We start from the raw sequence: 25180 nt of genomic DNA on the forward strand, positions 1-25180 counted from the left end.
ATGGAGTGTTTATGGCAGTCAAAGTCCTGGTGGTGGACGATTCGGGTTTTTTCCGCCGCCGCGTCTCGGAAATTCTTTCAGCGGATCCGAGCATCCAGGTGGTCGGCACGGCCACCAACGGTAAAGAGGCGATCGATCAGGCCCTGGCCCTCAAGCCGGACGTGATCACCATGGACTACGAGATGCCGATGATGGATGGCATCACGGCGGTGCGGCACATCATGCAGCGCTGCCCGACTCCGGTGTTGATGTTCTCCTCGCTGACGCATGAAGGCGCCCGGGTCACCCTGGATGCGCTGGACGCCGGCGCGGTGGATTTCCTGCCGAAGAATTTCGAAGATATCTCGCGCAATCCCGAGAAGGTCAAGCAACTGCTGTGCGAGAAGGTTCACAGCATCTCGCGCAGTAATCGTCGTTTCAGTGCCTACAGTGCGCCGGCTCCGGCCGCTGCACCGACGCCTGCACCCGCCCCGGCGCCAGCGGCTTCGAGTTTCAGCAGCCACAGCGCTGCAGCTCCGACGCGTCCGGCCCCGGCTCCAGCACCTGCTCGCGCGCCGGCGGCCAGCGCTGCGTCGCCGGCACCGAAACGCAAAGCCTACAAACTGGTGGCCATCGGTACTTCGACCGGCGGCCCGGTTGCGCTGCAACGGGTGCTGACTCAATTGCCGGCGAACTTCCCGGCGCCGATCGTGCTGATCCAGCACATGCCGGCGGCGTTCACCAAGGCGTTTGCCGAGCGTCTGGACAAGCTGTGCCGCATCAGCGTCAAGGAAGCCGAGGATGGCGACATCCTGCGTCCGGGCCTGGCGCTGCTGGCGCCGGGTGGCAAGCAGATGATGATCGACGGCCGTGGTGCGGTGAAAATCCTCCCGGGCGACGAGCGTCTGAATTACAAGCCGTGCGTGGACATCACCTTCGGTTCTGCGGCCAAGTCCTACGGTGACAAAGTTCTGGCGGTGGTCCTCACCGGCATGGGCGCCGACGGCCGCGAAGGCGCGCGTCTGCTCAAGCAGGGCGGCAGCTCGGTATGGGCGCAAGACGAAGCCAGTTGCGTGATCTACGGCATGCCGATGGCCATCGTCAAAGCCGATCTGGCTGACGCGGTCTACGGCCTGGACGACATCGGCAAGCACATCGTCGAGGCGTGTATCTGATGGATGTTCTAAGTCTTATCGGGATCATCATGGCGTTCGTCGCCATCATCGGCGGCAACTACCTTGAAGGCGGTCACCTTGGCGCGCTGGCCAACGGCCCGGCGGCGCTGATCGTTCTCGGTGGCACCATCGGTGCAGCGCTGTTGCAATCGCCGATGAGCGCCTTCAAGCGCGCCATGCAGATTCTCGCCTGGATCCTGTTTCCGCCACGGGTGGATCTGGCCGGTGGCATCGACCGCGTGGTCAACTGGAGCCTCACTGCGCGCAAGGAAGGCCTGCTGGGTCTGGAAGGTGTGGCCGATGCCGAACCGGACAACTACTCGCGCAAGGGCTTGCAATTGCTGGTCGATGGCGCCGAGCCGGAAGCGATCCGCAGCATCCTCGAAGTGGATTTCTACACCCAGGAAGCCCGCGACATCGAAGCGGCCAAAGTCTTCGAAAGCATGGGCGGCTACGCACCGACCATCGGCATCATCGGTGCGGTGATGGGCCTGATTCATGTGATGGGCAACCTCGCTGATCCGACGCAATTGGGCAGCGGCATTGCCGTGGCATTCGTCGCGACCATCTACGGCGTGGCCAGTGCCAACCTGGTGTTGCTGCCGGTGGCGGCCAAGCTCAAGTCAATCGCGTTGCGGCAGTCGCGTTATCGCGAAATGTTGTTGGAAGGTATTTTGTCGATCGCCGAAGGTGAAAACCCTCGCTCTATCGAGCTGAAGCTTCAGGGCTTCATGGATTGATGGGGGTAATGGACTATGGCTCGCCGCAGGCATCAGGAAGAACACGTTAATCACGAGCGCTGGCTCGTGTCCTACGCGGATTTCATCACGCTGTTGTTCGCGTTCTTCGTGGTGATGTATTCCATCTCGTCGATCAACGAAGGCAAATACAAGGTCATTTCCGAAGCGCTGATCGGCGTTTTTACCGACTCCGATCGCTCGCTCAAGCCGATCCCGATTGGTGAGGAACGCCCGAAAACCGTGACCCCGGCCAAGCCGTTGGTCAAGGACAGCGAGCAGGTTGATGCCGGTATCGCCGGTGCCAGCGATCCGCTGAAAAGCATTGCCGATGACATCAGTGCCGCGTTCGGCGACTTGATCGCCTCCAACCAGATGACCGTGCGCGGCAACGAGTTGTGGGTCGAGATCGAACTCAATTCCAGCCTGTTGTTCGGCAGCGGCGACGCGATGCCGAGCGACATCGCCTTCAACATCATCGACAAGGTCGCGGCGATCCTCAAACCGTTCGACAACCCGATCCATGTCGAAGGCTTCACCGACGATCAGCCGATCCGCACCGCGCAGTACCCGACCAACTGGGAACTGTCCTCGGCGCGTTCGGCGAGCATCGTGCGCATGCTCGCGATGCAGGGTGTGAACCCTGGTCGTCTGGCCTCGGTGGGTTACGGTGAGTTTCAGCCGGTGGCCAACAACGCCACCGCCGAAGGCCGGGCGAAAAACCGTCGCGTGGTGCTGGTGGTGTCGCGCAACCTCGATGTGCGCCGCAGTCTGACCGGTACCGGAACCGCCAATGCGCAACCGGACGCGGCATTGAAGCGCGCTGGCACACAAACTGCACCGACCCCGGTCAAGACGCCGGGACGCGAGAGTGCCGTCAATTCTCCGTCACCCGCATTAATACGCTGAGCTATGTCTCGGTCGAGCATCTCGGCCGGGAGGAACGAACCGAATGAGAGTCTGGGCAGTCGCCAATCAAAAGGGTGGTGTCGGTAAAACCACATCTTCCATCGCTTTAGCCGGATTGCTGGCGGAGGCGGGCAAGCGCGTGGTTGTGGTCGATCTCGACCCGCACGGCTCGATGACCAGCTATTTCGGCTACGACCCCGACAGCCTGGAACACAGCAACTACGACCTGTTTCTGCACAAGGGCAGCGTGCCGCAAGGCTTGCCCGGACAGTTGCTGCTGTCGACCAGCGACGAACGTATTTCCCTGTTGCCGTCGAGTACCGCACTCGCCACCCTTGAGCGCCAGTCGCCGGGGCAGAGTGGTCTGGGCCTGGTGATCGCCAAGAGTCTGGCGCAGCTGTGGCAGGACTTCGATTACGCGATCATCGACAGCCCGCCGTTGCTCGGCGTGCTGATGGTCAACGCCCTGGCCGCGAGCCAGCAACTGGTGATCCCGGTGCAGACCGAGCACCTGGCCGTCAAAGGCCTGGAACGCATGGTCAACACCCTGGCGATGATCAACCGCTCGCGCAAACAGGCGCTGCCGTTCAGCATCGTGCCGACCCTGTTCGACCGCCGCACCCAGGCGTCGCTGGGCACCTTGCGCGTGCTGCGTGACAAATTCCCCGAAGAGATCTGGCAGGGTTACATCCCGGTCGATACCCGTCTGCGCGACGCCAGCCGGGCCGGTGTCACACCTTCGCAGTTCGACGGCAAGAGTCGGGGCGTGCTGGCTTACCGCGCGCTGCTCAAGCATCTGCTGGCGCAACAACTTGTTCCGCAGGTGGCTTGAGCATGAACCGGCCGATCAAACTGACGTCGCGCCCGCAACTGGCGTTGCAGTCGTACCTGGATAGCTTGCTGCAGGAAATTCCTGACGAGTTGCCGCCAGTGGAAGTGCAGGTCGAGGTGGTCGAAAGCGCTGCGGCGCTGGATGAATTCCAGGCGGCGGTGCTTGAAGAGCAGGCGCGTGATGCGCAGAAAGCTGCCAAACCTGCCGCACCGGTGGCTGCGCCTGCCGCCGGGCCAGTGGCCAAGGCACCTGTCGCATTGATTGAAGAGTCAGCGCCGGTGCGCGCAACGGTTTCGACCCTCGCACCGCTGTTGCAAACCCAATTGCTGAAAACCGCGCCGGAACCGGTCGTGGCCGAACCTGCGCCGGTGGCACCGGCACCCGTCGAACAGACGCTGGTGCCGCCGGTTGTAGAAGTGCACCTGCCGCCGAGCAACACGCCGCCACCGGTGGAAACCGATGGCCGTCCGGCCTGGGCTTCGGAAGCCTTCGAATGCCTGTTGTTCGATGTCGCCGGGCTGACCCTGGCCGTGCCGCTGGTGTGCCTGGGTTCGATCTATTCGCTGGCCGGCCACGAGTTGACGCCGCTGTTCGGTCAGCCGGAATGGTTCCTCGGGATTCTGCCGAGCCAGGCCGGCAATCTCAAAGTATTGGATACCGCGCGTTGGGTCATGCCGGATCGCTACCGCGATGACTTCCGTCAGGGACTGCAGTACGTGATTTCGGTACAAGGTTACGAGTGGGGCCTGGCGGTGCATCAGGTCAGCCGTTCGTTGCGCCTGGACCCGAATGAAATCAAATGGAGAAGTCACCGGGGTCAGCGGCCATGGCTCGCCGGCACGGTGATTGAGCACATGTGTGCATTACTTGATGTAGCCGCGCTGGCCGAGTTGATCGCCAGTGGTGGGGCAAAACACATGTCCGGCAGTAAGCCGAACCACAAACCGACATAACACTTCCATAACAGACAGGCGTCGGCATACGCATGCCGGCGGACGAAACATACACCGCTAGAGCGGTACTTCGAGGGGCTAGGGTATGAACGACAAGGCGACGGCGGCAAAGGGTTCTGAAGATCCGATCCTGCAATGGGTGACCTTCAAGCTGGACAACGAAACCTACGGCATCAACGTGATGCGCGTTCAGGAAGTCCTGCGCTACACCGAGATCGCGCCGGTTCCGGGTGCGCCAAGCTACGTGCTGGGCATCATCAACCTGCGCGGTAACGTGGTCACCGTGATCGACACCCGTCAGCGCTTCGGCCTGAACAGCGGCGAGATCAGCGACAACACCCGTATCGTCATCATCGAAGCCGACAAGCAAGTGGTCGGGATCATGGTCGACAGCGTGGCTGAAGTGGTTTACCTGCGTCAGTCGGAAATCGAGACCGCGCCGAACGTCGGTAACGAAGAATCGGCCAAGTTCATCCAGGGCGTGTGCAACAAGAACAACGAGTTGCTGATCCTGGTCGAGCTGGACAAGATGATGAGCGAAGAAGAATGGTCGGAACTGGAGAGCATCTGATTGATTCTCGAGGTAGCGGTCATTGTCCTGTTCCTCTTCTGGGCAGGCACGCTGGCAATGTTTCTGGCGTATATCAAGGCGCAAAAGGTCATCGCTGCGCAACAGGCTCAGGGCGATGCGCTGCGTGATCAGCGCATCAAGGACCTGGCCAAGCGCGTAGACGACTACCAGAACGGCAACGTGCGCATGGGCGAAGCCCTGCACGAGCTGCGCTCGGTGGTCGGCCCTCTGCCGGACAAGATTGTCGCGCTGGAACAGCGCGACCCGTCGAGCCTGTCGTTCGCCCAAGCGGCGAAACTGGTGGGGATGGGCGCGAGCGTCGATGAGCTGACTCAGTCCTGTGGCTTGACCCAGGCTGAGGCGGAGTTGATGCGCAAGTTGCACAGAAGCTGATTTTTGCTCTAAAGCGGAAATCGCCATTCGCGAGCAAGCCCGCTCCCACATTCGACCGCGATCCTATTGAAGGAATGCGATCAAATGTGGGAGCGGGCTTGCTCGCGAAGGGGCCTTCGAAACCTCAGTAATCATCCCCGCGTTCGGTAACGTCCTTCTCGACCATCGGCGCATCCGGGTCCTGTCCCTCGGGGAATTTCCCCTTCAGATTCCACGCAAACGCGATGATCTCGGCAATCGTGCGGTACAGCTCCTCGGGGATGCTGTCGCCCAGTTCCATGCGCGCCAGCAGCCGCACCAGCTCGGCGTTTTCATAGATCGGCACTTCACAGTCACGGGCGATGCGCAGGATTTCTTCGGCCAGTTCCTCGTCGCCCTTGGCGGTGAGGGTCGGGGCGTGGTTGCCGTCGTATTTGAGGGCGATGGCCTGGCGTGGAGCAGTGGAATCGTTCATGCGGTTTCGTCGACCCAGCGGTGTTCGAGGCGGGTGTGGTTGCCTTGCGGCGGGGTGCCGAGGTGGCAGTCGAGATCGCCGACGTTCAGCCCGCGATCGAGCAGGCGTTGGCGCAGCGCGAACAGATTGGTTTCGATCAGGTCGGCGGTGTATGGGCGTTCGGCCCAGAGCTGGCTCGACAGGCTGCCGGCAATCAACTGCGCCTGAATCTGCATCGGTCCCAGCGGTTCCATGTCAAAGGCCAGATCGACGCGCCACAGCTGCTGTTTGGGTTCGCGCTCGTCGCGGCGTTCGTTGGGTTGCGGTTCTCTTTCCGGCGCTTCTTCGCGCTGAAACTTGACCTGCAACGGCACGATGTCCTGCAGGTTGCGCATGGGGATTTCCAGCTGCCAGGTGCTGAGCAGACGGCCGTCATCGGTGACACCGGTCTGTTCCAGGCTCGACAGCTGATGGCTTTGCAGGCGCGACACGGCGGCTGCAGCGAGGCGCAGCAGATGCTCAAGATCGCCTTCGCCGTCGAGGCTTTGCAGCAGACGGTCGGGCAGCGGGAAACTGCTCGGCAGCGGTTTGGCGCTGACCTGGCCGAGGGTGCCGAGGGCGTTGCGCACGAAACTCGGCAGCGCTTGCGCCAGGGTGTTGGCGGCGATGATCGCGTTGAAACTGGCATTGCCCGGCGCACCCGGAGACAGTTGCGCGATCAACTTGAGCAGATCGGCTTTCATGTCCGGGGCCAGCGCCGGATTCTGTCCGGTCAGCAATTTGGCTTCGAGGAAGGCGCCGCTGCCGGCCAGGGCCAGGGCGACGCCTTTGGCAGTGCTCATCTGCTGCACGTCGGGCAGGTTGGCGAGCAGGCGCGTAACGGCGGTGCGCAGATCCTGCGAAGTCTGATCGTCGTCGGCCGGCAGGTTCTGCAAGGCGTTGAGCAAACCGTCCAGCGAACCTTGGCGGCTCTGTTGGCCGAGCAGTTGCTGGCTCACCGCCAATTGCTCCTGACGGCTGCTCAGTGGCACGAACTTGAGGGTTTGCGAGTCTTCGACCAGTGCCGAGAGCAGAGTGCCGATGCGCAGCGGCGTCGGGCTGTCGATGTCCAGCGTGGCACCGCTCTGCGCGGTGTTGAGCAGGCTCACCAGCGAGCGGTACACCGTCGGCTGTCCCGGCACTTGCGGCAGTGTCTGCGAGGTCAGCACCTTGCCTTGCAGCAGCGTGCCCACCGGCAACTGCGCCGTATCGATGCGGGTGAGGGCGGCGACGCTGCTGGCAATCGCCTGTTGCACGGTGATCGCCAGATTGCCCGCCGATGGCTGAGTGACCGCCAGGTTGGTCCCGGTCGGCAGCGGCAGGGTGCTGGTGGCCTGCACGGTGGTCTGCCGGCCACCGTCGACGGTGACCTTGAGCAGCAGTTGAAAGGTCTGATCCGCCTGCTTGAGTGACAACACCTCGGCCTGGGCGCTTTGCCCGGCGCCGATCAAGCCTTCGACCGGGGTCAACAGCTTGAGCAACTCACCGCTCATCACCAGCGGACGCGTGTTCGCCGGGGTGGTGGGCGGGAGCGGGAGGATGTTCATTTCACCTGTCATACGCGGACACAACCTGAGGAAATTGCACGCTTGGGAGTAAGGCACGCCATGTATAATGCCGCGCGTCTTGCGCTTCGTTCAGAAAACATAGCAATTGTTTGATCCAGCTCTCTGATTCGCACCGTCATTGCATTTATCCTGCATCTCTTTAACGGCCGCGCCAGAGCCGACTTGAACCGTATAAGGCCCGTGATCCCTTGACCAGCCCTGTCCTGCAAACCGTTGCCCTTGCCTGTGAGCGAGACCTGCGGCTGCTCTTCGAAAATCTCGAATTGCGACTGGCCAGTGGCGATATGGTGCAGATCAGCGGCCCCAACGGCAGCGGCAAGACCAGTCTGCTGCGCCTGTTGTCCGGGTTGATGCAGCCGACCAGCGGTCAGGTGCTGCTCAACGGCCAGCCTCTGACCGCACAGCCGAGCGAACTGGCGCGCAACCTGTTGTGGATCGGCCACGCCGCCGGAATCAAGGACCTGCTGACCCCCGAAGAGAACCTGTCCTGGCTCTGCGCCCTGCATCGGCCGGCCGAACGCGAGGCGATCTGGCAGGCATTGGCTGCCGTAGGATTGCGCGGTTTCGAAGATGTTCCCTGCCACACCCTGTCTGCCGGTCAGCAACGCCGCGTGGCACTGGCGCGGTTGTATCTGGACAGCCCGCCGCTGTGGATTCTCGACGAGCCATTCACCGCGCTCGACAAACAGGGGGTGGCGCAACTTGAAGAACACCTGGCCGGCCACTGCGAACGCGGCGGTCTGGTGGTGTTGACCACGCACCACACACTGAGCCGGATGCCGGCCGGTTATCGCGATATCGATCTGGGGAACTGGGCAGTATGAGTGTGTTCGGCCTGCTGGTTGCCCGTGAGTCCCGTCTGCTGTTTCGTCGCCCGGCGGAACTGGCCAATCCGCTGATTTTCTTCGCCATTGTCATCGCTTTGTTCCCGCTGGCCGTCGGCCCGGAAACTCAAGTCTTGCAAAACCTGTCCCCGGGGTTAGTCTGGGTGGCCGCGCTGTTGTCGGTCCTGCTCTCGCTGGACGGACTGTTTCGCAGTGATTTCGAAGATGGCTCCCTGGAACAGTGGGTCCTTTCGCCGCATCCGCTGCCCCTATTGGTGCTGGCCAAGGTGCTGGCACACTGGTTGTTCTCGGGACTGGCACTGGTTCTGCTCTCGCCGTTGCTGGCGTTGATGCTCGGTTTGCCGGTCGCCTGTCTGCCGGTGTTGCTGTTGTCGTTGCTGCTGGGTACACCGGTGTTGAGCTTGCTCGGCGCGGTGGGCGCGGCGCTGACGGTCGGTTTGAAACGTGGCGGCCTGTTGCTGGCGTTGTTGATTCTGCCGTTGTACATCCCGGTGTTGATCCTTGGCAGTGGCGCCTTGCAGGCCGCCTTGCAAGGCATGCCGGCGACCGGGTATCTGCTGTGGCTGGGTAGCCTGACCGCCCTGGCGATCACCCTGACACCTTTTGCAATAGCTGCTGGCCTGAAGATCAGCGTCGGCGAATAATGAGGTCTGGTTAAAATTTAACCAGCAAAGACCCTGAGACCGCTCACACCGATGAGCGGCACCCGTGATGGAAACAGTATGAACTGGACCTGGTTTCACAAGCTCGGCTCGCCCAAGTGGTTCTACGGCATCAGCAGCCGGTTTCTGCCGTGGCTGAGCATTGCCGCGTTGCTGTTGATCAGCGTTGGCGTCGTCTGGGGCCTGGCCTTCGCGCCGCCGGATTATCAGCAGGGCAACAGCTTCCGCATCATCTACATCCACGTGCCGGCGGCGATGCTCGCGCAGTCGATCTACGTGATGCTGGCGGTGTGCGGCGTGGTCGGGCTGGTGTGGAAGATGAAACTGGCTGACGTCGCGCTGCAATGCGCCGCGCCGATCGGCGCATGGATGACCGCGGTGGCGCTGGTTACCGGGGCGATCTGGGGCAAGCCGACCTGGGGTTCGTGGTGGGTCTGGGATGCGCGGCTGACGTCGATGCTGATTCTGCTGTTCCTGTATTTCGGGGTGATCGCGCTGGGCAATGCCATCAGCAACCGTGACAGCGCCGCCAAGGCCTGCGCGGTACTGGCGATCGTCGGGGTGATCAACATTCCGATCATCAAATACTCGGTGGAGTGGTGGAACACCCTGCACCAGGGCGCGACCTTCACCCTCACTGAGAAACCTGCGATGCCCGCGGAAATGTGGCTGCCGCTGCTGCTGACGGTGCTGGGGTTCTATTGCTTCTTCGGTGCGGTGCTGTTGCTGCGTATGCGCCTTGAAGTGCTCAAGCGCGAAGCTCGCGCCAGTTGGGTGAAAGAAGAAGTGCAGAACAGTCTGGAGGCTGCGCGATGAGTTTCGCTTCATTCGGCGACTTCCTCGCCATGGGCCATCACGGCCTATACGTCTGGTCGGCCTACGGCATCTGTCTGGCGGTGCTGATCCTCAACGTGGTCGCACCGATTGCGGCCCGCAAGCGCTATCTGCAACAAGAGGCGCGTCGTCTGCGCCGGGAGAACGGCAAGTGAATCCGCTGCGCAAAAAACGTCTGATCATCATTCTGGCGATTCTGGTCGGGGTCGGCGCTGCCGTCGGCCTGGCTCTCAGCGCCCTGCAGGAAAACATCAACCTGTTTTACACGCCGACCCAGATCGCCAACGGCGAAGCCCCGCACGACACGCGCATCCGCGCCGGCGGCATGGTCGAGAAGGGTTCGCTGCAACGCTCGCCGGACTCGCTGGACGTCAAGTTCATCGTGACCGACTTCAACAAATCCGTGACCATCACTTACCGCGGCATCCTCCCGGATCTGTTCCGCGAAGGGCAGGGCATCGTCGCCCTGGGCAAACTCAACGCGGACGGCGTAGTGGTGGCCGATGAAGTGCTGGCCAAGCACGATGAGAAGTACATGCCGCCGGAAGTGACCAAAGCGTTGAAAGACAGTGGTCAATCGGCACCGACCCAAGCGAAGGAGGGTTGATCGATGACTTCTGCACTGTTTATTCCTGAACTCGGTCACCTGGCGATGATTCTGGCGCTGTGTTTCGCGCTGGTGCAGGCCGTGGTGCCGTTGCTCGGTGCCTGGCGTGGCGACCGTCTGTGGATGAGCCTCGCCCAGCCGGCGGCATGGGGCCAGTTCGCGTTCCTGGTGTTTGCCTTTGGCGCGCTGACTTACGCGTTCATGACCGACGATTTCTCGGTTGCCTACGTGGCGATGAACTCCAACAGCGCCTTGCCGTGGTACTACAAGTTCAGCGCGGTATGGGGCGCCCACGAAGGTTCGCTGTTGCTGTGGGCGTTGATCCTCGGTGGCTGGACCTTCGCCGTGTCGGTGTTCTCCCGTCAGTTGCCGCAAGTCATGCTCGCCCGGGTGCTGGCGGTGATGGGCATGATCAGCACCGGTTTCCTGTTGTTTCTGATCCTCACCTCCAACCCGTTCTCGCGGATCCTGCCGCAGATTCCGGCGGATGGTCGTGACCTCAATCCGCTGCTGCAAGACATCGGCCTGATTGTGCATCCGCCGATGCTCTACATGGGTTACGTCGGCTTCTCGGTGGCGTTCGCCTTCGCCATCGCTGCACTGCTGGGTGGTCGTCTCGACGCCGCGTGGGCACGCTGGTCGCGGCCGTGGACGATCGTCGCCTGGGCCTTCCTCGGCATCGGTATCACCCTCGGTTCGTGGTGGGCTTACTACGAACTCGGCTGGGGCGGCTGGTGGTTCTGGGACCCGGTGGAAAACGCCTCGTTCATGCCATGGCTGGTCGGCACCGCGTTGATTCACTCACTGGCGGTCACGGAAAAGCGTGGCGTGTTCAAGAGCTGGACGGTGTTGCTGGCGATTGCCGCGTTCTCGCTGAGCCTGCTCGGCACGTTCCTCGTGCGTTCCGGCGTGCTGACTTCGGTGCACGCGTTTGCCTCCGATCCTGAGCGCGGTGTGTTCATCCTGATCTTCCTGCTGTTCGTGGTCGGCGGTTCGCTGACGCTGTTTGCGTTGCGCGCACCCGTGGTCAAGAGCCAGGTCGGCTTCAACCTGTGGTCGCGGGAAACCCTGCTGCTGGGCAACAACCTGGTGCTGGTGGTGGCGGCGTCGATGATTCTGCTCGGCACACTCTATCCGCTGATTCTCGATGCCTTGAGCGGCGCCAAACTGTCGGTCGGCCCGCCGTACTTCAACGCGTTGTTCATCCCGTTGATGGCGTTGTTGATGCTGGTGATGGCGGTCGGCGTGATCGTGCGCTGGAAGGACACCCCGGTGAAGTGGCTGGCGAACATGCTGACCCCGGTGCTGCTCGGCAGCGTCGCATTGGCGGTGGTGGCCGGTATCGCTTACGGCGATTTCAACTGGGCGGTGATCGCGACGTTCCTGCTCGCCGCGTGGGTGTTGCTCGCCGGTGTGCGCGACATCTTCGACAAGACTCGCCACAAGGGCCTGATCAAAGGCCTGCCAACCCTGACCCGCAGCTACTGGGGCATGCAGATCGCTCACCTCGGCATCGCCGTATGCGCCCTCGGTGTGGTGCTGTCGAGTCAGAACAGTGCCGAACGCGACCTGCGTCTGGCGCCGGGCGAGTCGATGGATCTGGCCGGTTATCACTTCATCTTCGAAGGCGCCAAGCACTTCGAGGGGCCGAACTTCACCTCCGACAAGGGCACCATCCGGGTGATCCGCGACGGCAAGGAAGTCAGCGTGCTGCACCCGGAAAAACGCCTGTACACCGTGCAGAGTTCGATGATGACCGAGGCCGGGATCGACGCCGGTTTCACTCGCGATCTCTACGTTGCACTGGGCGAGCCGCTGGAAAACGGCGCGTGGGCGGTGCGGGTTCACGTCAAACCGTTCGTGCGCTGGATCTGGTTCGGCGGTCTGCTGACCGGTCTGGGCGGATTGCTGGCGGCGCTGGATCGGCGTTATCGAGTCAAGGTCAAAGCCAAGGTGCGTGAAGCCCTCGGCCTGCAAGGAGCGGCTGCATGAGACGTTGGTTAATGCTGGTACCCCTGGCGATTTTCCTGCTGGTGGCAGTGTTTCTGTATCGGGGTCTGTACCTCGATCCGGCGGAGCTGCCGTCGGCGATGATCAACAAGCCCTTCCCGGAATTCAGCCTGCCGAGCGTGCAGGGCGACAAGACCCTGACCAAGGCTGACATTCTCGGCAAACCGGCGCTGGTCAACGTCTGGGGCACCTGGTGCATTTCCTGCCGGGTCGAGCACCCGGTGCTGAACAAACTGGCCGAGCGCGGTGTGGTGATCTACGGCATCAACTACAAGGACACCAACGCCGATGCGTTGAAGTGGCTGGCCGAATTCCACAACCCGTACCTGCTGGATATCCGTGACGACGAAGGCTCGCTGGGCCTGAACCTCGGCGTGTACGGCGCGCCGGAAACCTTCTTCATCGACGCCAAGGGCATCATCCGCGACAAGTACGTCGGGGTGATCGACGAGCAGGTCTGGCGCGAAAAACTCGCGGCCAAGTATCAGGCGCTGGTCGATGAGGCCAAGCCATGAAGCGCTTTCTTGCTGCGGTGGTATTGGGCCTGAGTCTGGCCGGCGTGGCGCATGCCGCCATCGACACTTACGAGTTCGCCAAGGAAGGTGATCGCGAGCGTTTCCGCGAGTTGACCAAGGAACTGCGCTGCCCCAAGTGCCAGAACCAGGATATTGCCGACTCCAACGCGCCGATTGCCGCCGACCTGCGCAAAGAGATTTTCCGCATGCTCGGCGAGGGCAAAGACAATCAGCAGATCATCGATTTCATGGTCGATCGCTACGGTGATTTCGTCCGTTACAAACCGGCGCTCAATGCCAAGACTGCACTGCTGTGGTTCGGCCCGGCTGGCCTGTTGTTCGGCGGTCTGGTGGTGATCGCAGTGATCGTTCGCCGGCGCCGCGCACAGCGCACCGAGACCCCGCCATCGCTGTCCACCGAAGAGCGTCAGCGCCTCGACCAACTGTTGGATAAAAACCAAGAATGATTGATTTCTGGCTTGCCGCAGGGCTGTTGCTTCTGGTCGCCCTGAGTTTTCTGCTGATTCCGGTTTTGCGTGGCCGTCGCGCCCAGCGTGAAGAGGATCGAACTGCCCTGAACGTGGCGCTGTATCAGGAGCGCGTGGCCGAGCTGCAAGCGCAGCAGGCTGAAGGCGTACTCGATGCGGCGCAAATGGACAGCGGCCGTGCCGAAGCGGCGCGTGAGCTGCTCGCCGATACCGAAGGCGTTGCCGCACCGCGTGTGTCGAAACTGGGCAAGCCGTTGCCGCTGCTGGCAGCGGTGCTGGTGCCGGTATTGGGGCTGGGGCTGTATCTGCATTTCGGTGCTGCCGACAAAGTCGAGCTGACCCGCGAATTCGCCCAGGCGCCGCAGTCGATGGAAGAGATGACCCGACGGCTGGAGCGTGCTGTTGCGGCGCAGCCGGATTCGGCGGAAGGCCTGTACTTCCTCGGGCGCACCTACATGGCCCAGGAACGTCCGGCGGATGCGGCGAAGATGTTCGAGCGCGCCGCCAACCTGGCCGGTCGCCAGCCGGAGCTGCTCGGCCAGTGGGCGCAGGCGCAATACTTTGCTGACGGCAAGAAGTGGTCGGACAAGATCCAGGCCCTGACCGATGAAGCGCTGAAAGCCGATCCGAAAGAAGTCACCAGCCTCGGTCTGCTCGGCATCGCCGCGTTCGAGGGTGAGCGTTATCAGCAGGCAATCGACTACTGGAGCCGCCTGCTGGCGCAACTGCCGGCGGACGACAACTCCCGTGCTGCGCTGCAAGGCGGGATCGAGCGCGCCACCGAGCGCCTGCAAGCCAGCGGCGGTAAAGTCGCCGCCACGCCGGCTGCCAAGGTTGCCGCACTGCTCAAGGTGCGCGTCGATCTGGCCAGCGAACTCAAAGGCAAGGTGCAACCGGGCGACAGCGTGTTCATCTTCGCCCGCGCCGTTTCCGGCCCACCGGCACCGCTGGCGGCCAAGCGTCTGACCGTGGCGGATCTGCCGGTGACCGTCGAACTGGGCGATGCCGATGCGATGATGCCGCAGTTGAAACTGTCGAACTTTCCTGAAGTCCAACTGGTTGCGCGCATTTCCCGAGCCGGTCAACCGACCGCCGGGGAGTGGGTGGGTCGCAGCGGCCCGCTGGCCAGCAACACCACCGCGCCGCAAACACTGACCATCGACAGCCCGGACCAATAACCACCGGCACCCACAGGAAAGCACCGCCATGCACAGTCTCGCCCGAATCGCAGTCATCACCATGGCCCTGGGCATGAGCGCCTGTGCGGTGCACCGACCGGAACCGACCACCAGCCTGCCACCGATCCCGCCGTCGCAACCAAGCCCGACCCCGTCGACCGCGCCGACTCCGGGCAAAAGCATCCCGGCCAAACCGTCCAAGCCAGTCCCACGCACCTCAGCCAGCTTCGCCCCGCCACCGGGTGGCAACAGCCACTGGGATCAGCAACTCGGGGTCTATGTCCTCGACGATCAGCCCAACACCTTCTACCGCCAGCGCACCTACTTCCGCTGGAACAACGGCTGGAGCCGCTCGATCAGCCCCAACGGCCCCTGGGAAGACACCGGTATCCACGGTGTGCCGCCGGGGTTGGGCAAACAGTTCGGGCAGTGATGAAAAAACGGCGATCTTTGGATCGCCGTTTTTTATATGTTGTCCGGCAGTATGGATGACCCTGTAGGAGCTGGCGAAGCCTGCGATCTTTTGATTAGCTGTTTTTCACAATCCGCTGGTCAACAACTCCTGCACATAATCCACAAACGCCCGCGCCTTCGCACTGACCATCCGCCCCGTGGGAAACACTGCCCACAGGTCCTGATCCGGCAATCCCCAATCGCTCATCACCGCCCTGACCGCACCGCTTGCCAGCTCCGGGGCGAACATCCATTGCGAGGCGATGGCCAGGCCCTGATCGGCCAGCACGGCTGCGCGCAAACCCTCGGCGGCGCTGACACGCAGGCGGCCGGTCAGGTTTTGCGTCTGCTGTTCGCGGCCTTGGGTGAAGGTCCAGGTGGCACCGCCGCTGAGGTTGTAGACGATGCCTTGGTGCTGATTCAAATCGGCAGGGCAGCTCGGCTCGCCGTGGCGGGAGAAGTAGGCCGGGGTGCCGAGCACCACGCGGCGGCAGTCGGCGATCTTGCGCGCGGTGAGGCTGGAGTCGCTGAGCGGGCCCATGCGCAGGGCGACGTCGATGCCTTCTTCGACCAGATTGATGTTGCGGTCATCGAGCATCAGGTCGATGTTCAATTGCGGATGCTGCTCGAGAAACGGCCCCAACTGCGGCACGACGTGCAGGCGTCCGAAAGTCACGGCAGCGCTGATCCGCAAGTTGCCGCTTAAACCGCTGGCGCTGCCACGGGCGGCGTTATCGGCTTCGTTGGCTTCGTCGATGGCGCGTCTGGCCCGTTCGAAAAACGCCAGCCCCGCCTCGGTCGGCGTCAGGCCGCGAGTCGAGCGCAGCAGCAGGCTGATCGCCAGGCGTTTTTCCAGTTGAGCGATGGTTTTCGACACGGCGGGCTGGCCGATATTCAACCGTCGGGCGGCGGCGGAAAACGAGCCGGTTTCGACCACGTAGACGAAGGTTTCCATGGCGGCGAGGCGGTCCATCAGTCTTCCTGCAAATCTGAAAGTTGTCGTAGTCCCCTTGTGGGAGCGGGCTTGCTCGCGAAAGCGGTCTGACATTCAGCACATGTATTGGCTGATCCAACGCCTTCGCGAGCAAGCCCGCTCCCACAGGGAATAGGGTGCTGAGTGTAATCCGCGTCCATTCAATCACATGCTGTAAAACAACCGAACGTCGTTCTGCAGATTTATGTGCTTGAGTAAAGATAACTCTAGAGTTACTTTTATTCGGCCGGAGCAAGGAGGCGGTAGGTGCAAAGCAGGCTATTGATCAAGGAGCTGGAGGAGGCAGGCTGGACGCTGGATCGAGTCACCGGCAGTCATCACATCTTCACTCACCGTTACAACCCTTACACCATTCCCGTTCCCCACCCGAAAAAGGATTTACCGTTGGGGACGGTCAAAAGCATCAGGAGGCGTGCCGGGTTGCACCACCCGCCAGCCAGCAACAAGGGAGATCCATAATGCAATATCCGATCTGCATCGAATGGGGTGACGACAACACCGCCATCGGTATTCAGATACCTGACATTCCCGGCGCCGTCACGGCTGGGGATACCTTCGAGGACGCCTACAACGCAGCCGTTGAAATTGCTCACATCATGCTGCAGGAGATAGCGGCGGACGGGGAATCGATTCCCATGCCGACGTCGGCAGCGGCCCATCGCAATAATCCGGAGTTTGCCGATATGGGCTGGGGGATGCTCGAGCTGGATATCTCGCCGTACATGGGCAAGACCGAGAAGGTCAACGTGACGTTGCCAGGTTATGTGATCCAGCGCATCGATCGTTATGTGCGTGAACACAATGTCAAAAGCCGCTCTTCGTTTCTGGCGGATGCGGCGATGGAGAAACTGGTTCGCTATTAAGCGTCATCGCTCCCTCAGGCCCATTGAGCAACCTGTGGGAGCGAGCCTGGATGCCTACGCCGTTGCCAAAGAACCACGCTGCGACGCACTCAGGAACCGCAACAACGCCAGCAGCGGGAACGCGCTACCGACAATCACGATCCACAGCCAGCCGCCATGCTCATACACCGCACTGGCCACCGACGAGCCGAAGGCGCCGCCGATGAAGATGCTGGTCATGTACAAAGCGTTCAGGCGACCGCGGCTTTTGGCATCGAGTGAGTACACCGCGCGCTGGCCGAGGACCATGTTCATCTGTACGCAGAAATCCAGTACCACGCCGGTCACGGCCAGGCCGATCACGCTGTAGGCCGGGTGGATGAAGGCGGGCAGGAAGCTCAGGCTGGCGAACAGCATGGCCAGCAGCGAAGCGATGCGGGTGTGGCCGGCGTCAGCCAGGCGTCCACTGATCGGCGCGGCGATGGCACCGATGGCGCCGACCAGGGCGAAGATCGCGATTTCGCTTTGCGACAGGCCATGGTTGCGCGCCAGTTCCAGCGGCACCGCGGTCCAGAACAGGCTGAACGTGGCGAACATGCAGCCTTGATAAAACGCCCGCTGACGCAGCACCGGTTGCTGGCGCAGCAGCGTCCACAGCGAGCCGATCAACTGGCCATACGTGGCGCTGTGATCCGGTTGGCGCTTGGGCACGGTCAGTGCCAGCACCACGCTGATCGCTGCCATCAACGCCGCAGCAATCATGAACATCGCGCGCCAGCCGAAATGGTCAGCCACCACACTCGACACCGGTCGCGCCAGCAGGATGCCCAGCAACAAGCCGCCCATGATCCCGCCGACTACCCGGCCACGGGACTCCTCCGGCGCCAGGTGCGCAGCCAGCGGAATCAGGATCTGTACCGACACCGAGCTGAAGCCCACCAGCAACGAGATCAGCAGGAACACGTTGGGCTGACTGGTGAACGCCGCGCCGAGCAGGCTGGCAATCGCCACCACCGTGGTGATGATCATCAACCGGCGGTTTTCCAGCAGGTCGCCCAGCGGCACCAGGAAGAACAGGCCCAGCGCATAACCGATCTGCGTCAGCGAGACGATGAAGCTGGCCATGGTGTCGGAGAGGCCGATGTCTGGCGCGATCAGGCCGATGATTGGCTGTGCGTAGTAGATGTTGGCGACGATGGCGCCGCAGCAGAAGGCGAACAGCAGCACCATGCCTCGGGTCATTGCGTGAGTTGTGGCGTTCATAAGGTTTCTCGATCCAGCGAAAGGGAATGCGGTGAGGCTAAGGGACGTACCGAAGCGGCGGTAGAAGCCTTCGATCGATATCAGTTATTCCGTTGCGGAATGATTGGCTTCCAACAGGGTGTCGTCCATCGGCGAACCTTGCGTCCGGCCGGGGAGGGTCGATGATACATTCACTTACATGTTCTTCGATAGCGTGCTTATGTTTACTTCTGCGCTATTACTGTTCATCAACGGAGGATTGCCATGTTGCGTCAGCTGCTGCGTCACACCACCACGATTGCCTTGCTTGGCCTGCTCAGTGCCACTGCGGTGCAGGCCGCCGATGCCCCGGGTACGCGTCTCGGCGTGCGCGGCGAGATCACCGGGGTCGGCGCCGACTCGCTGAAAGTCCACGTCAACAGCGGCGAGAATGTAGTGGTCCGGTTGAACCCGGACACCAGGATTCGCGCCGTCACCCTGGCCAATATCGAGGACATCAAACCCGGCAGCTACATCGGCTCGGCCGCCATGCCCCAGGAGGACGGAACCCTGAAGGCGCTCGAAGTGCATGTGTTCCCGCCGGAACTGGCCGGCAGCGGCGACGGCCATCGGCCATTCGACCTGGCCAAAGGCAGCAGCATGACCAATGGCAGCGTCGGTGATCTGGTGGTCAGCAATGGCCGCGTGCTGACGGTCAATTACAAGGGCGGACAGCAGAAGATCCTGGTGCCGGAGGACGTGCCGATCGTCAACCTGACGCCGGGGGATCGCAGCTTGCTCAAGGTCGGGGTGAAGATTGTCAGCTTCGTGACCCAGGACGCAGACGGCACGTTGACGGCGCAATCGATTTCCGCCGGCAAGGATGGCGTCACGCCGCCGATGTAACTGGCTGACAAACAATTCCCTGTGGGAGCGGGCTTGCTCGCGAAAGCGTCGGATCAGTCAGCACATCTGTTGAATTTCAGACCGCCTTCGCGAGCAAGCCCGCTCCCACAGGGGGAAGTGTGGTGATTTCAATGCCCACAAAAAAGGCGACCTGTCGAGGTCGCCTTTTTCGTTATCGCTTAAGCCTTACTGGCCGGAATAAATCTGATCAAAGATCCCGCCATCATTGAAGTGGGTCTTCTGCACCGAACGCCAGTCACCGAAGGTCTTCTCCACCGACAGGAAGTCGACTTTCGGGAAGCGGTCGGTGTACTTCGCCAGCACCGCCGGGTCCCTTGGACGCAGGTAGTTGGCAGCGGCGATTTCCTGACCTTCCGGCGACCACAGGTATTTCAGGTATTCATCGGCGGCAGCGCGGGTGCCTTTTTTGTCGACCACTTTGTCGACCACCGACACCGGTGGTTCGGCCTCGGCGGAGACGCTTGGGTAGATCACTTCGAATTGATCGCGACCGAACTCGCGAGCGATCATCTCGGCTTCGTTCTCGAAGGTCACCAGCACGTCGCCGATCTGGTTGGTCATGAACGTGGTAGTCGCGGCGCGGCCACCGGTATCGAGCACCGGCGCCTGCTTGAACAGTTTGCCGACGAAGTCCTTGGCCTTGTTCTCGTCACCGCCATTTTTCAGCACGTAGCCCCAGGCCGAGAGGTAGGTGTAGCGGCCGTTGCCCGAAGTTTTCGGGTTGGGCACGATCACTTGCACGCCGTCCTTGAGCAGGTCCGGCCAGTCTTTCAGGGCTTTCGGGTTGCCTTTGCGCACGATGAACACCGTGGCTGAGGTGAACGGTGCGCTGTTGTTCGGCAGGCGGCTGACCCAGTTTTCCGGCACCAGTTTGCCGTTGTCGGCGAGGGCGTTGATGTCGGTCGCCATGTTCATGGTGATGACGTCAGCCGGCAGGCCGTCGATCACCGAACGCGCCTGCTTGCTCGAGCCGCCGAAGGACATCTGCACGGTGATGTTTTCGTTGTGCTCGGCCTGCCAGTGTTTCTGGAACGCAGTGTTGTAGTCCTTGTAGAAATCGCGCATCACGTCGTAGGAAACGTTCAGCAGAGTCGGAGCCGCCTGAGCGATGTTGCCCAGGGCCAGGCCAGCGGCGAGAAGTGAGGCGCCAAAGAGTTTTTTCACTGCGCATTCCTTGTTGTGTCGGTGATAACGGTCGGGGGTGATACCGTTTTGCCAGCGACTATAGCCGGGCTGGCATAGTCGTTTAAAGATTAAAAAGCTCTGTGCTTATTCCACTTTCTTAAACAGCTGACTGCCGCACCGCGAGCAAAATGCTGCGTTCTGTTCATGGCTGTTTTTCTTGCACACCGGGCAGTCGTGTTGCAGCTGTTCGCCGCGCATGGCGTTGGCCAGTTCTGCGGTGAAAATCCCGGTGGGCACGGCGATGATCGAGTAACCGGTGATCATCACCAGCGACGAAATCACCTGGCCCAGAGGAGTCTTGGGCACGATGTCGCCGAAGCCGACGGTGGTCAGGGTCACGATAGCCCAATAGATACCTTTGGGGATGCTGGTGAAGCCATGTTCCGGACCTTCGATCACGTACATCAGGGTGCCGAACACCGTCACCAGGGTGCAGACGCTGACCAGAAACACCACGATCTTCTGCTTGCTGCCACGCAGCGCCGACATCAGGTAGTTGGCTTGCTTGAGGTACGGGCTGAGCTTGAGCACCCGGAAGATCCGCAGCATCCGAATGATGCGGATGATCAGCAGGTACTGCGCATCGCTGTAATACAGCGCCAGAATTCCGGGCACGATCGCCAGCAGATCCACCAGTCCGTAGAAGCTGAAGGCGTAGCGCAACGGTTTCGGTGAGCAATACAGGCGCAGGATGTATTCACCGAGAAAAATGACGGTGAAGCCCCACTCGATGTAGGCCAGCACATCGGCGTAGTTCTGGTGAATGCTGTCGATGCTGTCGAGCATCACCACCACCAGGCTGGCGAGGATGATCAACAGCAAAGTGCCGTCGAAGCGCCGCCCGGCGAGGGTGTCGCTCTGGAAAATCATCACGTAAAGCCGTTCACGCCAACTGTTGCTGCTGTCCATGGATAACGCCTGAATTGAAGATCAGCGCAGCCTAGGTTGATTGTCCCCCTGTGCGCAAGGCGTGGCGTCGACGGCCGCTTTGCCGAGCATCTGGATCCCGGCGCGGATCAGCCAGCCGGCGAGGATGAACGGCGCGGTCAGCGTCGCCAGACCAAGGGCGGCAAACAGCGGGGTGACCAGCAGCGCAAGGACGATGCCCAGCAGCGGCAGCCACGGTTGCTGGCGTTGCGTACTGAAGGCGAGGGCGGCGAGTACCGCGTTGTAGCTGCCCAGTCCGAGTAGCGCGGTGCTGCTTTCGTGGTGCAGCAGACTCGACGCCAGGCCGATGGCCGACGCGAACAATGCCCAGCAAAAGGCGCGGCGATCAGCGATCAACAGGCCAATGGCGATCAATGCGCCGGCCAGTGGATGATCAAGGAACATAACCTGACCCAGTCCACGCCACTCAGCGGCGAGCAAATTCAGCGTGTTCATCTCGATGTGCGCTGTCGGCGCGGACGGCTCGGCAAACAGCAACAGGATCCAGCTGATTGCCACGAACGGCGAGGTATAAGCCGGTATCGATCGACTGCGGTACACGTGTTTGAGCCATTGCTGTGTGACCATCGCACTCAGGCCGCCGGCCGCCAGGATCAGCGGCGGCAACATTGGCGACCAAGGGAAATACAGGCTCAGCAACAAGCCGAGCAGCACGCCGTTGTAACTGAACAATCCGGCCTGACGATCAGCCTTTGCATAGTTACGCCGTTGTGCGGTAAGCAACCCGGCGACCGCACCGAGCAACGCACCGGCAAACAGCACCGGCGCAGTGAGCAGGATCGCCAGCAGGCACAACAGGCCGCAGAGCGGATGGCGCTGGAGGAATATTTGACTGAAACCGTTGAGCAAAGCCTCGGCCCAGTCGGGGCAGTGGGTGTTGAAATGATTGGCAGGCATGTTGAAAAAATCTGGGCAGTTGGACAATCAAAAGGTCTTGCCAATAACTGTGGCGAGGGAGCTTGCTCCCGCTGGGTCGCGAAGCGGCCCCAACATGGGTTAATGCGGTTCTTCTGTGAAAACCGTCATGCCCTAAAAGCGACGACTGCTGCGCAGCCGAGCGGGAGCAAGCTCCCTCGTCACAGGTCTTGTGTCGCTAGTTAGATAAGCGTTTCGATCCGCAGCGAGTTGGTCGATCCCGGTTGCCCAAACGGCACACCGGCGGTGATCAGCAACGTATCGCCACGCTCGGCCATTCCTTGAGCCTGAGCGATTTCCAGCGCGGTCGAACACACTTCATCGACCTGACGCAGACGATCGTTGACCACCGAGTGAATACCCCACGCCACGCTCAAGCGCCGTGCCGTCTGCAGGTTCGGCGTCAGGTTGAGGATCGGCGCTTTCGGCCGCTCCCGCGCCGCCCGCAGGCTTGAGCTGCCCGACTCGCTGTAGTTGACCAGCACCGCTACCGGCAGCACGTTGCTGATGCGGCGGATTGCGCAGCTGATGGCATCGGACACCGTCGCCTCGGCTTTCGGTCGGCTGACGTCGAGTTGAGTCTGATAGTCCGGACCGTTCTCCACCTGACGGATGATCTTGCTCATCATCTGCACCGCTTCCAGCGGGTATTCACCGGACGCGGTTTCGGCCGAGAGCATCACCGCATCCGCGCCTTCAGCCACAGCGTTGGCCACGTCAGTGACTTCAGCACGGGTCGGTGCCGGAGAGAAGCGCATCGATTCGAGCATCTGCGTTGCCACCACCACCGGTTTGCCGAGCTCGCGGCAGGTAGTGATGATGTTTTTCTGGATCTGCGGCACGCTTTCGGCGGGTACTTCGACGCCGAGGTCACCGCGAGCCACCATGATCGCGTCGCTCAGTTCGGCGATTTCGCGCAGTTGTTCAACTGCTGACGGCTTCTCGATTTTCGCCATCAGGAACGCCTTGTCGCCGATCAGTTCGCGGGCCTCGAGAATGTCCTGCGGACGTTGCACGAACGACAGCGCCACCCAGTCCACACCCAGCTCCAGACCGAAGCTCAGGTCGCGGCGATCCTTGGCGGTCAGTGGGCTGAGGTCGAGCACCGCCTGCGGCACGTTCACGCCTTTGCGGTCCGAGAGTTCGCCGCCATTGAGCACGGTGGTGTCGATCGCGTCGGAGTATTTGCTGACCACGCGCAGGCGCAGTTTGCCGTCATCCAGCAGCAGATCCATACCGGCTTCGAGCGCGGCAATGATCTCCGGATGCGGCAGGTTCACTCGGCGTTCATCGCCGGGTGTGGCGTCCAGATCGAGGCGGAACGCCTGACCGCGATGCAACTGCACCTTGCCGTCGGCAAACTTGCCGACGCGCAGTTTCGGCCCCTGCAAATCCATCAGGATCCCCAGTGGATAGTTGAGCTGGCGCTCGACTTCACGGATCCACTGATAGCGCTGGGCGTGGTCGGCATGATCGCCGTGGCTGAAGTTCAGGCGGAAGATGTTGACCCCGGCCTCGACCAGCTCACGGATGTCGTCGATGCCATCGACAGCAGGCCCGAGGGTGGCGAGGATTTTGACCTTTTTATCAGGCGTCATGATTTAGAGTTCTCAAGGATCAGAATGGCGCGGAAGTCGTTGACGTTGGTGCGGGTCGGCTCGGTGACGATCAGCGCGTCGAGCGCCTCGAAGTAGCCGTAACCGTTGTTGTTATCCAGCTCGTCGCTGGCACTCAAACCGAGGGCGGCGGCGCGGGCGTAGCTGTCCGGGGTCATGATCGCGCCGGCATTGTCTTCCGAGCCGTCGATGCCGTCGGTGTCACCGGCCAGTGCATAAACGCCGGGCTGGCCCTTGAGGCTGTCGGTGAGGCTGAGGAGGAATTCGGCGTTGCGTCCGCCACGGCCATTGCCGCGCACGGTGACGGTGGTTTCGCCGCCGGAGAGAATCACGCACGGCGCCGCCAACGGCTGACCATGGTTGATGATCTGCCGAGCGATGCCGGCGTGGACCTTCGCCACTTCACGTGACTCACCTTCCAGGTCGCCAAGGATCAGCGTGCTGAAACCGGCCTGACGGCATTTCACCGCCGCGGCATCCAGCGATTGCTGCGGGCGGGCGATCAACTGGAAATGGCTGCGAGCGAGGCTCGGATCACCGGGTTTGACCGTTTCCGATTCCGGGCTTTGCAGCCAGTTGCGCACCGAGGCCGGGACTTCAATGTTGTAGCGCTTGAGGATCGCCAGCGCTTCGGCGGAAGTGCTCGGGTCGGCCACGGTCGGGCCGGAAGCGATGACCGTGGCGAGGTCGCCCGGCACATCGGAAATTGCGTAGGTATACACAGTGGCAGGCCAGCAGGCCTTGCCGAGGCGGCCACCCTTGATCGCCGAGAGGTGCTTGCGCACGCAGTTCATCTCGCCGATGGTCGCGCCGGATTTGAGCAGGGCTTTGTTGATCGACTGCTTGTCGGCCAGGGTAATGCCTTCGGCCGGCAGGGCGAGCAGGGCAGAGCCGCCACCGGAGAGCAGGAAGATCACGCGGTCGTCTTCGCTCAGGTTGCTGACCAGTTCCAGCACACGCTTGGCCACGGCCAGGCCGGCGGCGTCCGGCACCGGGTGCGCGGCTTCGACCACTTCGATTTTTTCGCACGGAGCGCCGTGACCGTAACGGGTCACCACCAGACCGGATACTTCACCCTGCCAGCAGCGCTCGACCACCTGCGCCATGGCAGCTGCGGCTTTGCCGGCACCGATGACGATCACCCGACCGCTGCGATCAGCAGGCAGATGGGCTTCGAGGACTTGGTTCGGATGGGCCGCGTCGATGGCTGTGGCAAACAGCTCGCGCAGCAGTTGTTGCGGATCGACCGACATGGCGGGCTCCCGGAATTCTTGTTATTCGAAAGGGCGGTAGAGATCCCTGTGGGAGCGAGCTTGCTCGCGAAAGCGATGGATCAGGCAATATCCATGTC

At 61.9% G+C, this 25180-nt stretch carries 29 protein-coding genes; 20 read left to right on the plus strand and 9 right to left on the minus strand.

Annotated elements, in window-relative coordinates:
* Positions 1 to 11 precede the first annotated feature (11 nt).
* The 7 genes from V9L13_RS00550 to V9L13_RS00580 all read left to right on the plus strand — a co-directional run bounded on the left by V9L13_RS00550 (position 12) and on the right by V9L13_RS00580 (position 5549).
* On the plus strand, positions 12 to 1154 hold the full coding sequence (locus V9L13_RS00550) for a chemotaxis response regulator protein-glutamate methylesterase (protein WP_103520805.1): 1143 nt from the start codon (positions 12 to 14) through the stop codon (positions 1152 to 1154).
* On the plus strand, positions 1154 to 1894 hold the full coding sequence (locus tag V9L13_RS00555) for a flagellar motor protein (protein ID WP_003222929.1): 741 nt from the start codon (positions 1154 to 1156) through the stop codon (positions 1892 to 1894). Before V9L13_RS00550 ends, V9L13_RS00555 begins: the two co-directional genes overlap by 1 nt.
* A gap of 15 nt (positions 1895 to 1909) precedes the next feature.
* Positions 1910 to 2800 carry a flagellar motor protein MotD gene (gene motD, locus V9L13_RS00560; RefSeq protein WP_003222931.1) on the plus strand — a complete coding sequence of 297 codons (891 nt, stop codon included), beginning with the start codon at positions 1910 to 1912 and terminating at the stop codon, positions 2798 to 2800.
* A 43-nt stretch (positions 2801 to 2843) separates the two neighbouring features.
* Positions 2844 to 3632 (plus strand): ParA family protein, encoded by a 789-nt coding sequence (locus tag V9L13_RS00565; protein ID WP_003222933.1) that lies wholly within the window; start codon positions 2844 to 2846, stop codon positions 3630 to 3632.
* A gap of 2 nt (positions 3633 to 3634) precedes the next feature.
* Positions 3635 to 4585, plus strand: a complete 951-nt coding sequence (locus V9L13_RS00570) for a CheW domain-containing protein (RefSeq protein ID WP_338801157.1) — start codon at positions 3635 to 3637, stop codon at positions 4583 to 4585.
* A gap of 85 nt (positions 4586 to 4670) precedes the next feature.
* On the plus strand, positions 4671 to 5156 hold the full coding sequence (locus tag V9L13_RS00575) for a chemotaxis protein CheW (protein WP_126361291.1): 486 nt from the start codon (positions 4671 to 4673) through the stop codon (positions 5154 to 5156).
* On the plus strand, positions 5157 to 5549 hold the full coding sequence (locus tag V9L13_RS00580; RefSeq protein WP_003222938.1) for a DUF2802 domain-containing protein: 393 nt from the start codon (positions 5157 to 5159) through the stop codon (positions 5547 to 5549).
* A 124-nt stretch (positions 5550 to 5673) separates the two neighbouring features.
* Here V9L13_RS00580 and V9L13_RS00585 read toward each other — a convergent pair whose 3' ends face one another.
* Both V9L13_RS00585 and V9L13_RS00590 read right to left on the minus strand, forming a co-directional pair.
* Positions 5674 to 6003 (minus strand): EscU/YscU/HrcU family type III secretion system export apparatus switch protein, encoded by a 330-nt coding sequence (locus V9L13_RS00585; RefSeq protein ID WP_003222939.1) that lies wholly within the window; start codon positions 6001 to 6003, stop codon positions 5674 to 5676.
* Entirely contained in the window at positions 6000 to 7580 is a 1581-nt protein-coding gene (locus V9L13_RS00590; RefSeq protein WP_338801158.1) for a flagellar hook-length control protein FliK, read from the minus strand. Before V9L13_RS00590 ends, V9L13_RS00585 begins: the two co-directional genes overlap by 4 nt.
* Positions 7581 to 7777: 197 nt before the next feature.
* Between V9L13_RS00590 and ccmA the strand changes: the two genes are divergently transcribed.
* The 10 genes from ccmA to V9L13_RS00640 all read left to right on the plus strand — a co-directional run bounded on the left by ccmA (position 7778) and on the right by V9L13_RS00640 (position 15161).
* The gene (gene ccmA / locus V9L13_RS00595; RefSeq protein ID WP_045122041.1) at positions 7778 to 8413 is read left to right on the plus strand and encodes a cytochrome c biogenesis heme-transporting ATPase CcmA; all 636 of its coding nucleotides are present in this window, start codon (positions 7778 to 7780) and stop codon (positions 8411 to 8413) included.
* A complete protein-coding gene (ccmB, locus tag V9L13_RS00600; protein ID WP_003222942.1) occupies positions 8410 to 9078 on the plus strand; it encodes a heme exporter protein CcmB in 669 nt (222 codons plus the stop codon). Before ccmA ends, ccmB begins: the two co-directional genes overlap by 4 nt.
* 78 nt (positions 9079 to 9156) lie before the next feature.
* Positions 9157 to 9912, plus strand: a complete 756-nt coding sequence (locus tag V9L13_RS00605) for a heme ABC transporter permease (RefSeq protein WP_003222943.1) — start codon at positions 9157 to 9159, stop codon at positions 9910 to 9912.
* Positions 9909 to 10085 carry a heme exporter protein CcmD gene (ccmD, locus tag V9L13_RS00610; RefSeq protein ID WP_003222944.1) on the plus strand — a complete coding sequence of 59 codons (177 nt, stop codon included), beginning with the start codon at positions 9909 to 9911 and terminating at the stop codon, positions 10083 to 10085. Before V9L13_RS00605 ends, ccmD begins: the two co-directional genes overlap by 4 nt.
* Positions 10082 to 10537 carry a cytochrome c maturation protein CcmE gene (gene ccmE / locus V9L13_RS00615; protein WP_003222945.1) on the plus strand — a complete coding sequence of 152 codons (456 nt, stop codon included), beginning with the start codon at positions 10082 to 10084 and terminating at the stop codon, positions 10535 to 10537. Before ccmD ends, ccmE begins: the two co-directional genes overlap by 4 nt.
* Before the next feature lie 3 nt (positions 10538 to 10540).
* Complete coding sequence (locus tag V9L13_RS00620) at positions 10541 to 12529, plus strand: heme lyase CcmF/NrfE family subunit (RefSeq protein ID WP_003222946.1); 1989 nt, start codon at positions 10541 to 10543, stop codon at positions 12527 to 12529.
* Positions 12526 to 13062, plus strand: a complete 537-nt coding sequence (locus V9L13_RS00625) for a DsbE family thiol:disulfide interchange protein (RefSeq protein ID WP_003222947.1) — start codon at positions 12526 to 12528, stop codon at positions 13060 to 13062. Before V9L13_RS00620 ends, V9L13_RS00625 begins: the two co-directional genes overlap by 4 nt.
* On the plus strand, positions 13059 to 13529 hold the full coding sequence (locus V9L13_RS00630) for a cytochrome c-type biogenesis protein (protein WP_108590666.1): 471 nt from the start codon (positions 13059 to 13061) through the stop codon (positions 13527 to 13529). Before V9L13_RS00625 ends, V9L13_RS00630 begins: the two co-directional genes overlap by 4 nt.
* Positions 13526 to 14728, plus strand: a complete 1203-nt coding sequence (gene ccmI / locus V9L13_RS00635; RefSeq protein ID WP_338801159.1) for a c-type cytochrome biogenesis protein CcmI — start codon at positions 13526 to 13528, stop codon at positions 14726 to 14728. The genes V9L13_RS00630 and ccmI overlap by 4 nt, the downstream gene beginning before the upstream one ends.
* 28 nt (positions 14729 to 14756) lie before the next feature.
* Positions 14757 to 15161, plus strand: a complete 405-nt coding sequence (locus V9L13_RS00640; protein WP_338801160.1) for a hypothetical protein — start codon at positions 14757 to 14759, stop codon at positions 15159 to 15161.
* A 105-nt stretch (positions 15162 to 15266) separates the two neighbouring features.
* Here V9L13_RS00640 and V9L13_RS00645 read toward each other — a convergent pair whose 3' ends face one another.
* Entirely contained in the window at positions 15267 to 16154 is an 888-nt protein-coding gene (locus V9L13_RS00645) for a LysR family transcriptional regulator (RefSeq protein ID WP_338801161.1), read from the minus strand.
* 267 nt (positions 16155 to 16421) lie between these two features.
* Between V9L13_RS00645 and V9L13_RS00650 the strand changes: the two genes are divergently transcribed.
* Together V9L13_RS00650 and V9L13_RS00655 are read left to right on the plus strand one after the other, a co-directional pair.
* Positions 16422 to 16634 (plus strand): type II toxin-antitoxin system HicA family toxin, encoded by a 213-nt coding sequence (locus V9L13_RS00650; RefSeq protein ID WP_103484786.1) that lies wholly within the window; start codon positions 16422 to 16424, stop codon positions 16632 to 16634.
* Entirely contained in the window at positions 16634 to 17038 is a 405-nt protein-coding gene (locus tag V9L13_RS00655) for a type II toxin-antitoxin system HicB family antitoxin (RefSeq protein ID WP_003222952.1), read from the plus strand. The genes V9L13_RS00650 and V9L13_RS00655 overlap by 1 nt, the downstream gene beginning before the upstream one ends.
* Before the next feature lie 54 nt (positions 17039 to 17092).
* Here V9L13_RS00655 and V9L13_RS00660 read toward each other — a convergent pair whose 3' ends face one another.
* Positions 17093 to 18280, minus strand: a complete 1188-nt coding sequence (locus V9L13_RS00660) for an MFS transporter (protein WP_338801162.1) — start codon at positions 18278 to 18280, stop codon at positions 17093 to 17095.
* A 243-nt stretch (positions 18281 to 18523) separates the two neighbouring features.
* Here V9L13_RS00660 and V9L13_RS00665 point away from each other — a divergent pair, with 243 nt between their 5' ends.
* On the plus strand, positions 18524 to 19144 hold the full coding sequence (locus V9L13_RS00665; RefSeq protein ID WP_338801163.1) for a DUF5666 domain-containing protein: 621 nt from the start codon (positions 18524 to 18526) through the stop codon (positions 19142 to 19144).
* A 186-nt stretch (positions 19145 to 19330) separates the two neighbouring features.
* Here V9L13_RS00665 and V9L13_RS00670 read toward each other — a convergent pair whose 3' ends face one another.
* The 5 genes from V9L13_RS00670 to V9L13_RS00690 all read right to left on the minus strand — a co-directional run bounded on the left by V9L13_RS00670 (position 19331) and on the right by V9L13_RS00690 (position 25082).
* Positions 19331 to 20329, minus strand: coding sequence for a sulfate ABC transporter substrate-binding protein (locus V9L13_RS00670; protein ID WP_338801164.1), 999 nt, complete (start codon positions 20327 to 20329; stop codon positions 19331 to 19333).
* 105 nt (positions 20330 to 20434) lie between these two features.
* Positions 20435 to 21259, minus strand: coding sequence for an ion transporter (locus tag V9L13_RS00675; protein WP_095667160.1), 825 nt, complete (start codon positions 21257 to 21259; stop codon positions 20435 to 20437).
* Between the two features lie 21 nt (positions 21260 to 21280).
* Positions 21281 to 22195, minus strand: coding sequence for an urea transporter (locus tag V9L13_RS00680; RefSeq protein ID WP_338801165.1), 915 nt, complete (start codon positions 22193 to 22195; stop codon positions 21281 to 21283).
* Between the two features lie 200 nt (positions 22196 to 22395).
* Positions 22396 to 23811 carry a pyruvate kinase gene (gene pyk, locus V9L13_RS00685; protein ID WP_003222958.1) on the minus strand — a complete coding sequence of 472 codons (1416 nt, stop codon included), beginning with the start codon at positions 23809 to 23811 and terminating at the stop codon, positions 22396 to 22398.
* Positions 23808 to 25082, minus strand: a complete 1275-nt coding sequence (locus V9L13_RS00690) for a glycerate kinase (RefSeq protein WP_201138374.1) — start codon at positions 25080 to 25082, stop codon at positions 23808 to 23810. Before V9L13_RS00690 ends, pyk begins: the two co-directional genes overlap by 4 nt.
* Positions 25083 to 25180 lie beyond the last annotated feature (98 nt).

Source organism: Pseudomonas sp. RSB 5.4 (genome assembly GCF_037126175.1).
In the GTDB taxonomy this organism is placed as follows: domain Bacteria; phylum Pseudomonadota; class Gammaproteobacteria; order Pseudomonadales; family Pseudomonadaceae; genus Aquipseudomonas; species Aquipseudomonas fluorescens_H.

Excerpts from the sequence above, each read along its gene's own strand:
- V9L13_RS00550 (WP_103520805.1), top strand. The coding sequence starts at position 12 with ATGGCAGTCAAAGTCCTGGTGGTGGACGATTCGGGTTTTTTCCGCCGC.
- V9L13_RS00555 (WP_003222929.1), top strand. The coding sequence starts at position 1,154 with ATGGATGTTCTAAGTCTTATCGGGATCATCATGGCGTTCGTCGCCATC.
- motD (WP_003222931.1), top strand. The coding sequence starts at position 1,910 with ATGGCTCGCCGCAGGCATCAGGAAGAACACGTTAATCACGAGCGCTGG.
- V9L13_RS00565 (WP_003222933.1), top strand. The coding sequence starts at position 2,844 with ATGAGAGTCTGGGCAGTCGCCAATCAAAAGGGTGGTGTCGGTAAAACC.
- V9L13_RS00570 (WP_338801157.1), top strand. The coding sequence starts at position 3,635 with ATGAACCGGCCGATCAAACTGACGTCGCGCCCGCAACTGGCGTTGCAG.
- V9L13_RS00575 (WP_126361291.1), top strand. The coding sequence starts at position 4,671 with ATGAACGACAAGGCGACGGCGGCAAAGGGTTCTGAAGATCCGATCCTG.
- V9L13_RS00585 (WP_003222939.1), bottom strand. The coding sequence starts at position 6,003 with ATGAACGATTCCACTGCTCCACGCCAGGCCATCGCCCTCAAATACGAC.
- V9L13_RS00590 (WP_338801158.1), bottom strand. The coding sequence starts at position 7,580 with ATGACAGGTGAAATGAACATCCTCCCGCTCCCGCCCACCACCCCGGCG.
- ccmB (WP_003222942.1), top strand. The coding sequence starts at position 8,410 with ATGAGTGTGTTCGGCCTGCTGGTTGCCCGTGAGTCCCGTCTGCTGTTT.
- V9L13_RS00605 (WP_003222943.1), top strand. The coding sequence starts at position 9,157 with ATGAACTGGACCTGGTTTCACAAGCTCGGCTCGCCCAAGTGGTTCTAC.
- ccmD (WP_003222944.1), top strand. The coding sequence starts at position 9,909 with ATGAGTTTCGCTTCATTCGGCGACTTCCTCGCCATGGGCCATCACGGC.
- V9L13_RS00620 (WP_003222946.1), top strand. The coding sequence starts at position 10,541 with ATGACTTCTGCACTGTTTATTCCTGAACTCGGTCACCTGGCGATGATT.
- V9L13_RS00625 (WP_003222947.1), top strand. The coding sequence starts at position 12,526 with ATGAGACGTTGGTTAATGCTGGTACCCCTGGCGATTTTCCTGCTGGTG.
- V9L13_RS00630 (WP_108590666.1), top strand. The coding sequence starts at position 13,059 with ATGAAGCGCTTTCTTGCTGCGGTGGTATTGGGCCTGAGTCTGGCCGGC.
- ccmI (WP_338801159.1), top strand. The coding sequence starts at position 13,526 with ATGATTGATTTCTGGCTTGCCGCAGGGCTGTTGCTTCTGGTCGCCCTG.
- V9L13_RS00640 (WP_338801160.1), top strand. The coding sequence starts at position 14,757 with ATGCACAGTCTCGCCCGAATCGCAGTCATCACCATGGCCCTGGGCATG.
- V9L13_RS00645 (WP_338801161.1), bottom strand. The coding sequence starts at position 16,154 with ATGGACCGCCTCGCCGCCATGGAAACCTTCGTCTACGTGGTCGAAACC.
- V9L13_RS00655 (WP_003222952.1), top strand. The coding sequence starts at position 16,634 with ATGCAATATCCGATCTGCATCGAATGGGGTGACGACAACACCGCCATC.
- V9L13_RS00660 (WP_338801162.1), bottom strand. The coding sequence starts at position 18,280 with ATGAACGCCACAACTCACGCAATGACCCGAGGCATGGTGCTGCTGTTC.
- V9L13_RS00665 (WP_338801163.1), top strand. The coding sequence starts at position 18,524 with ATGTTGCGTCAGCTGCTGCGTCACACCACCACGATTGCCTTGCTTGGC.
- V9L13_RS00675 (WP_095667160.1), bottom strand. The coding sequence starts at position 21,259 with ATGGACAGCAGCAACAGTTGGCGTGAACGGCTTTACGTGATGATTTTC.
- V9L13_RS00680 (WP_338801165.1), bottom strand. The coding sequence starts at position 22,195 with ATGCCTGCCAATCATTTCAACACCCACTGCCCCGACTGGGCCGAGGCT.
- pyk (WP_003222958.1), bottom strand. The coding sequence starts at position 23,811 with ATGACGCCTGATAAAAAGGTCAAAATCCTCGCCACCCTCGGGCCTGCT.
- V9L13_RS00690 (WP_201138374.1), bottom strand. The coding sequence starts at position 25,082 with ATGTCGGTCGATCCGCAACAACTGCTGCGCGAGCTGTTTGCCACAGCC.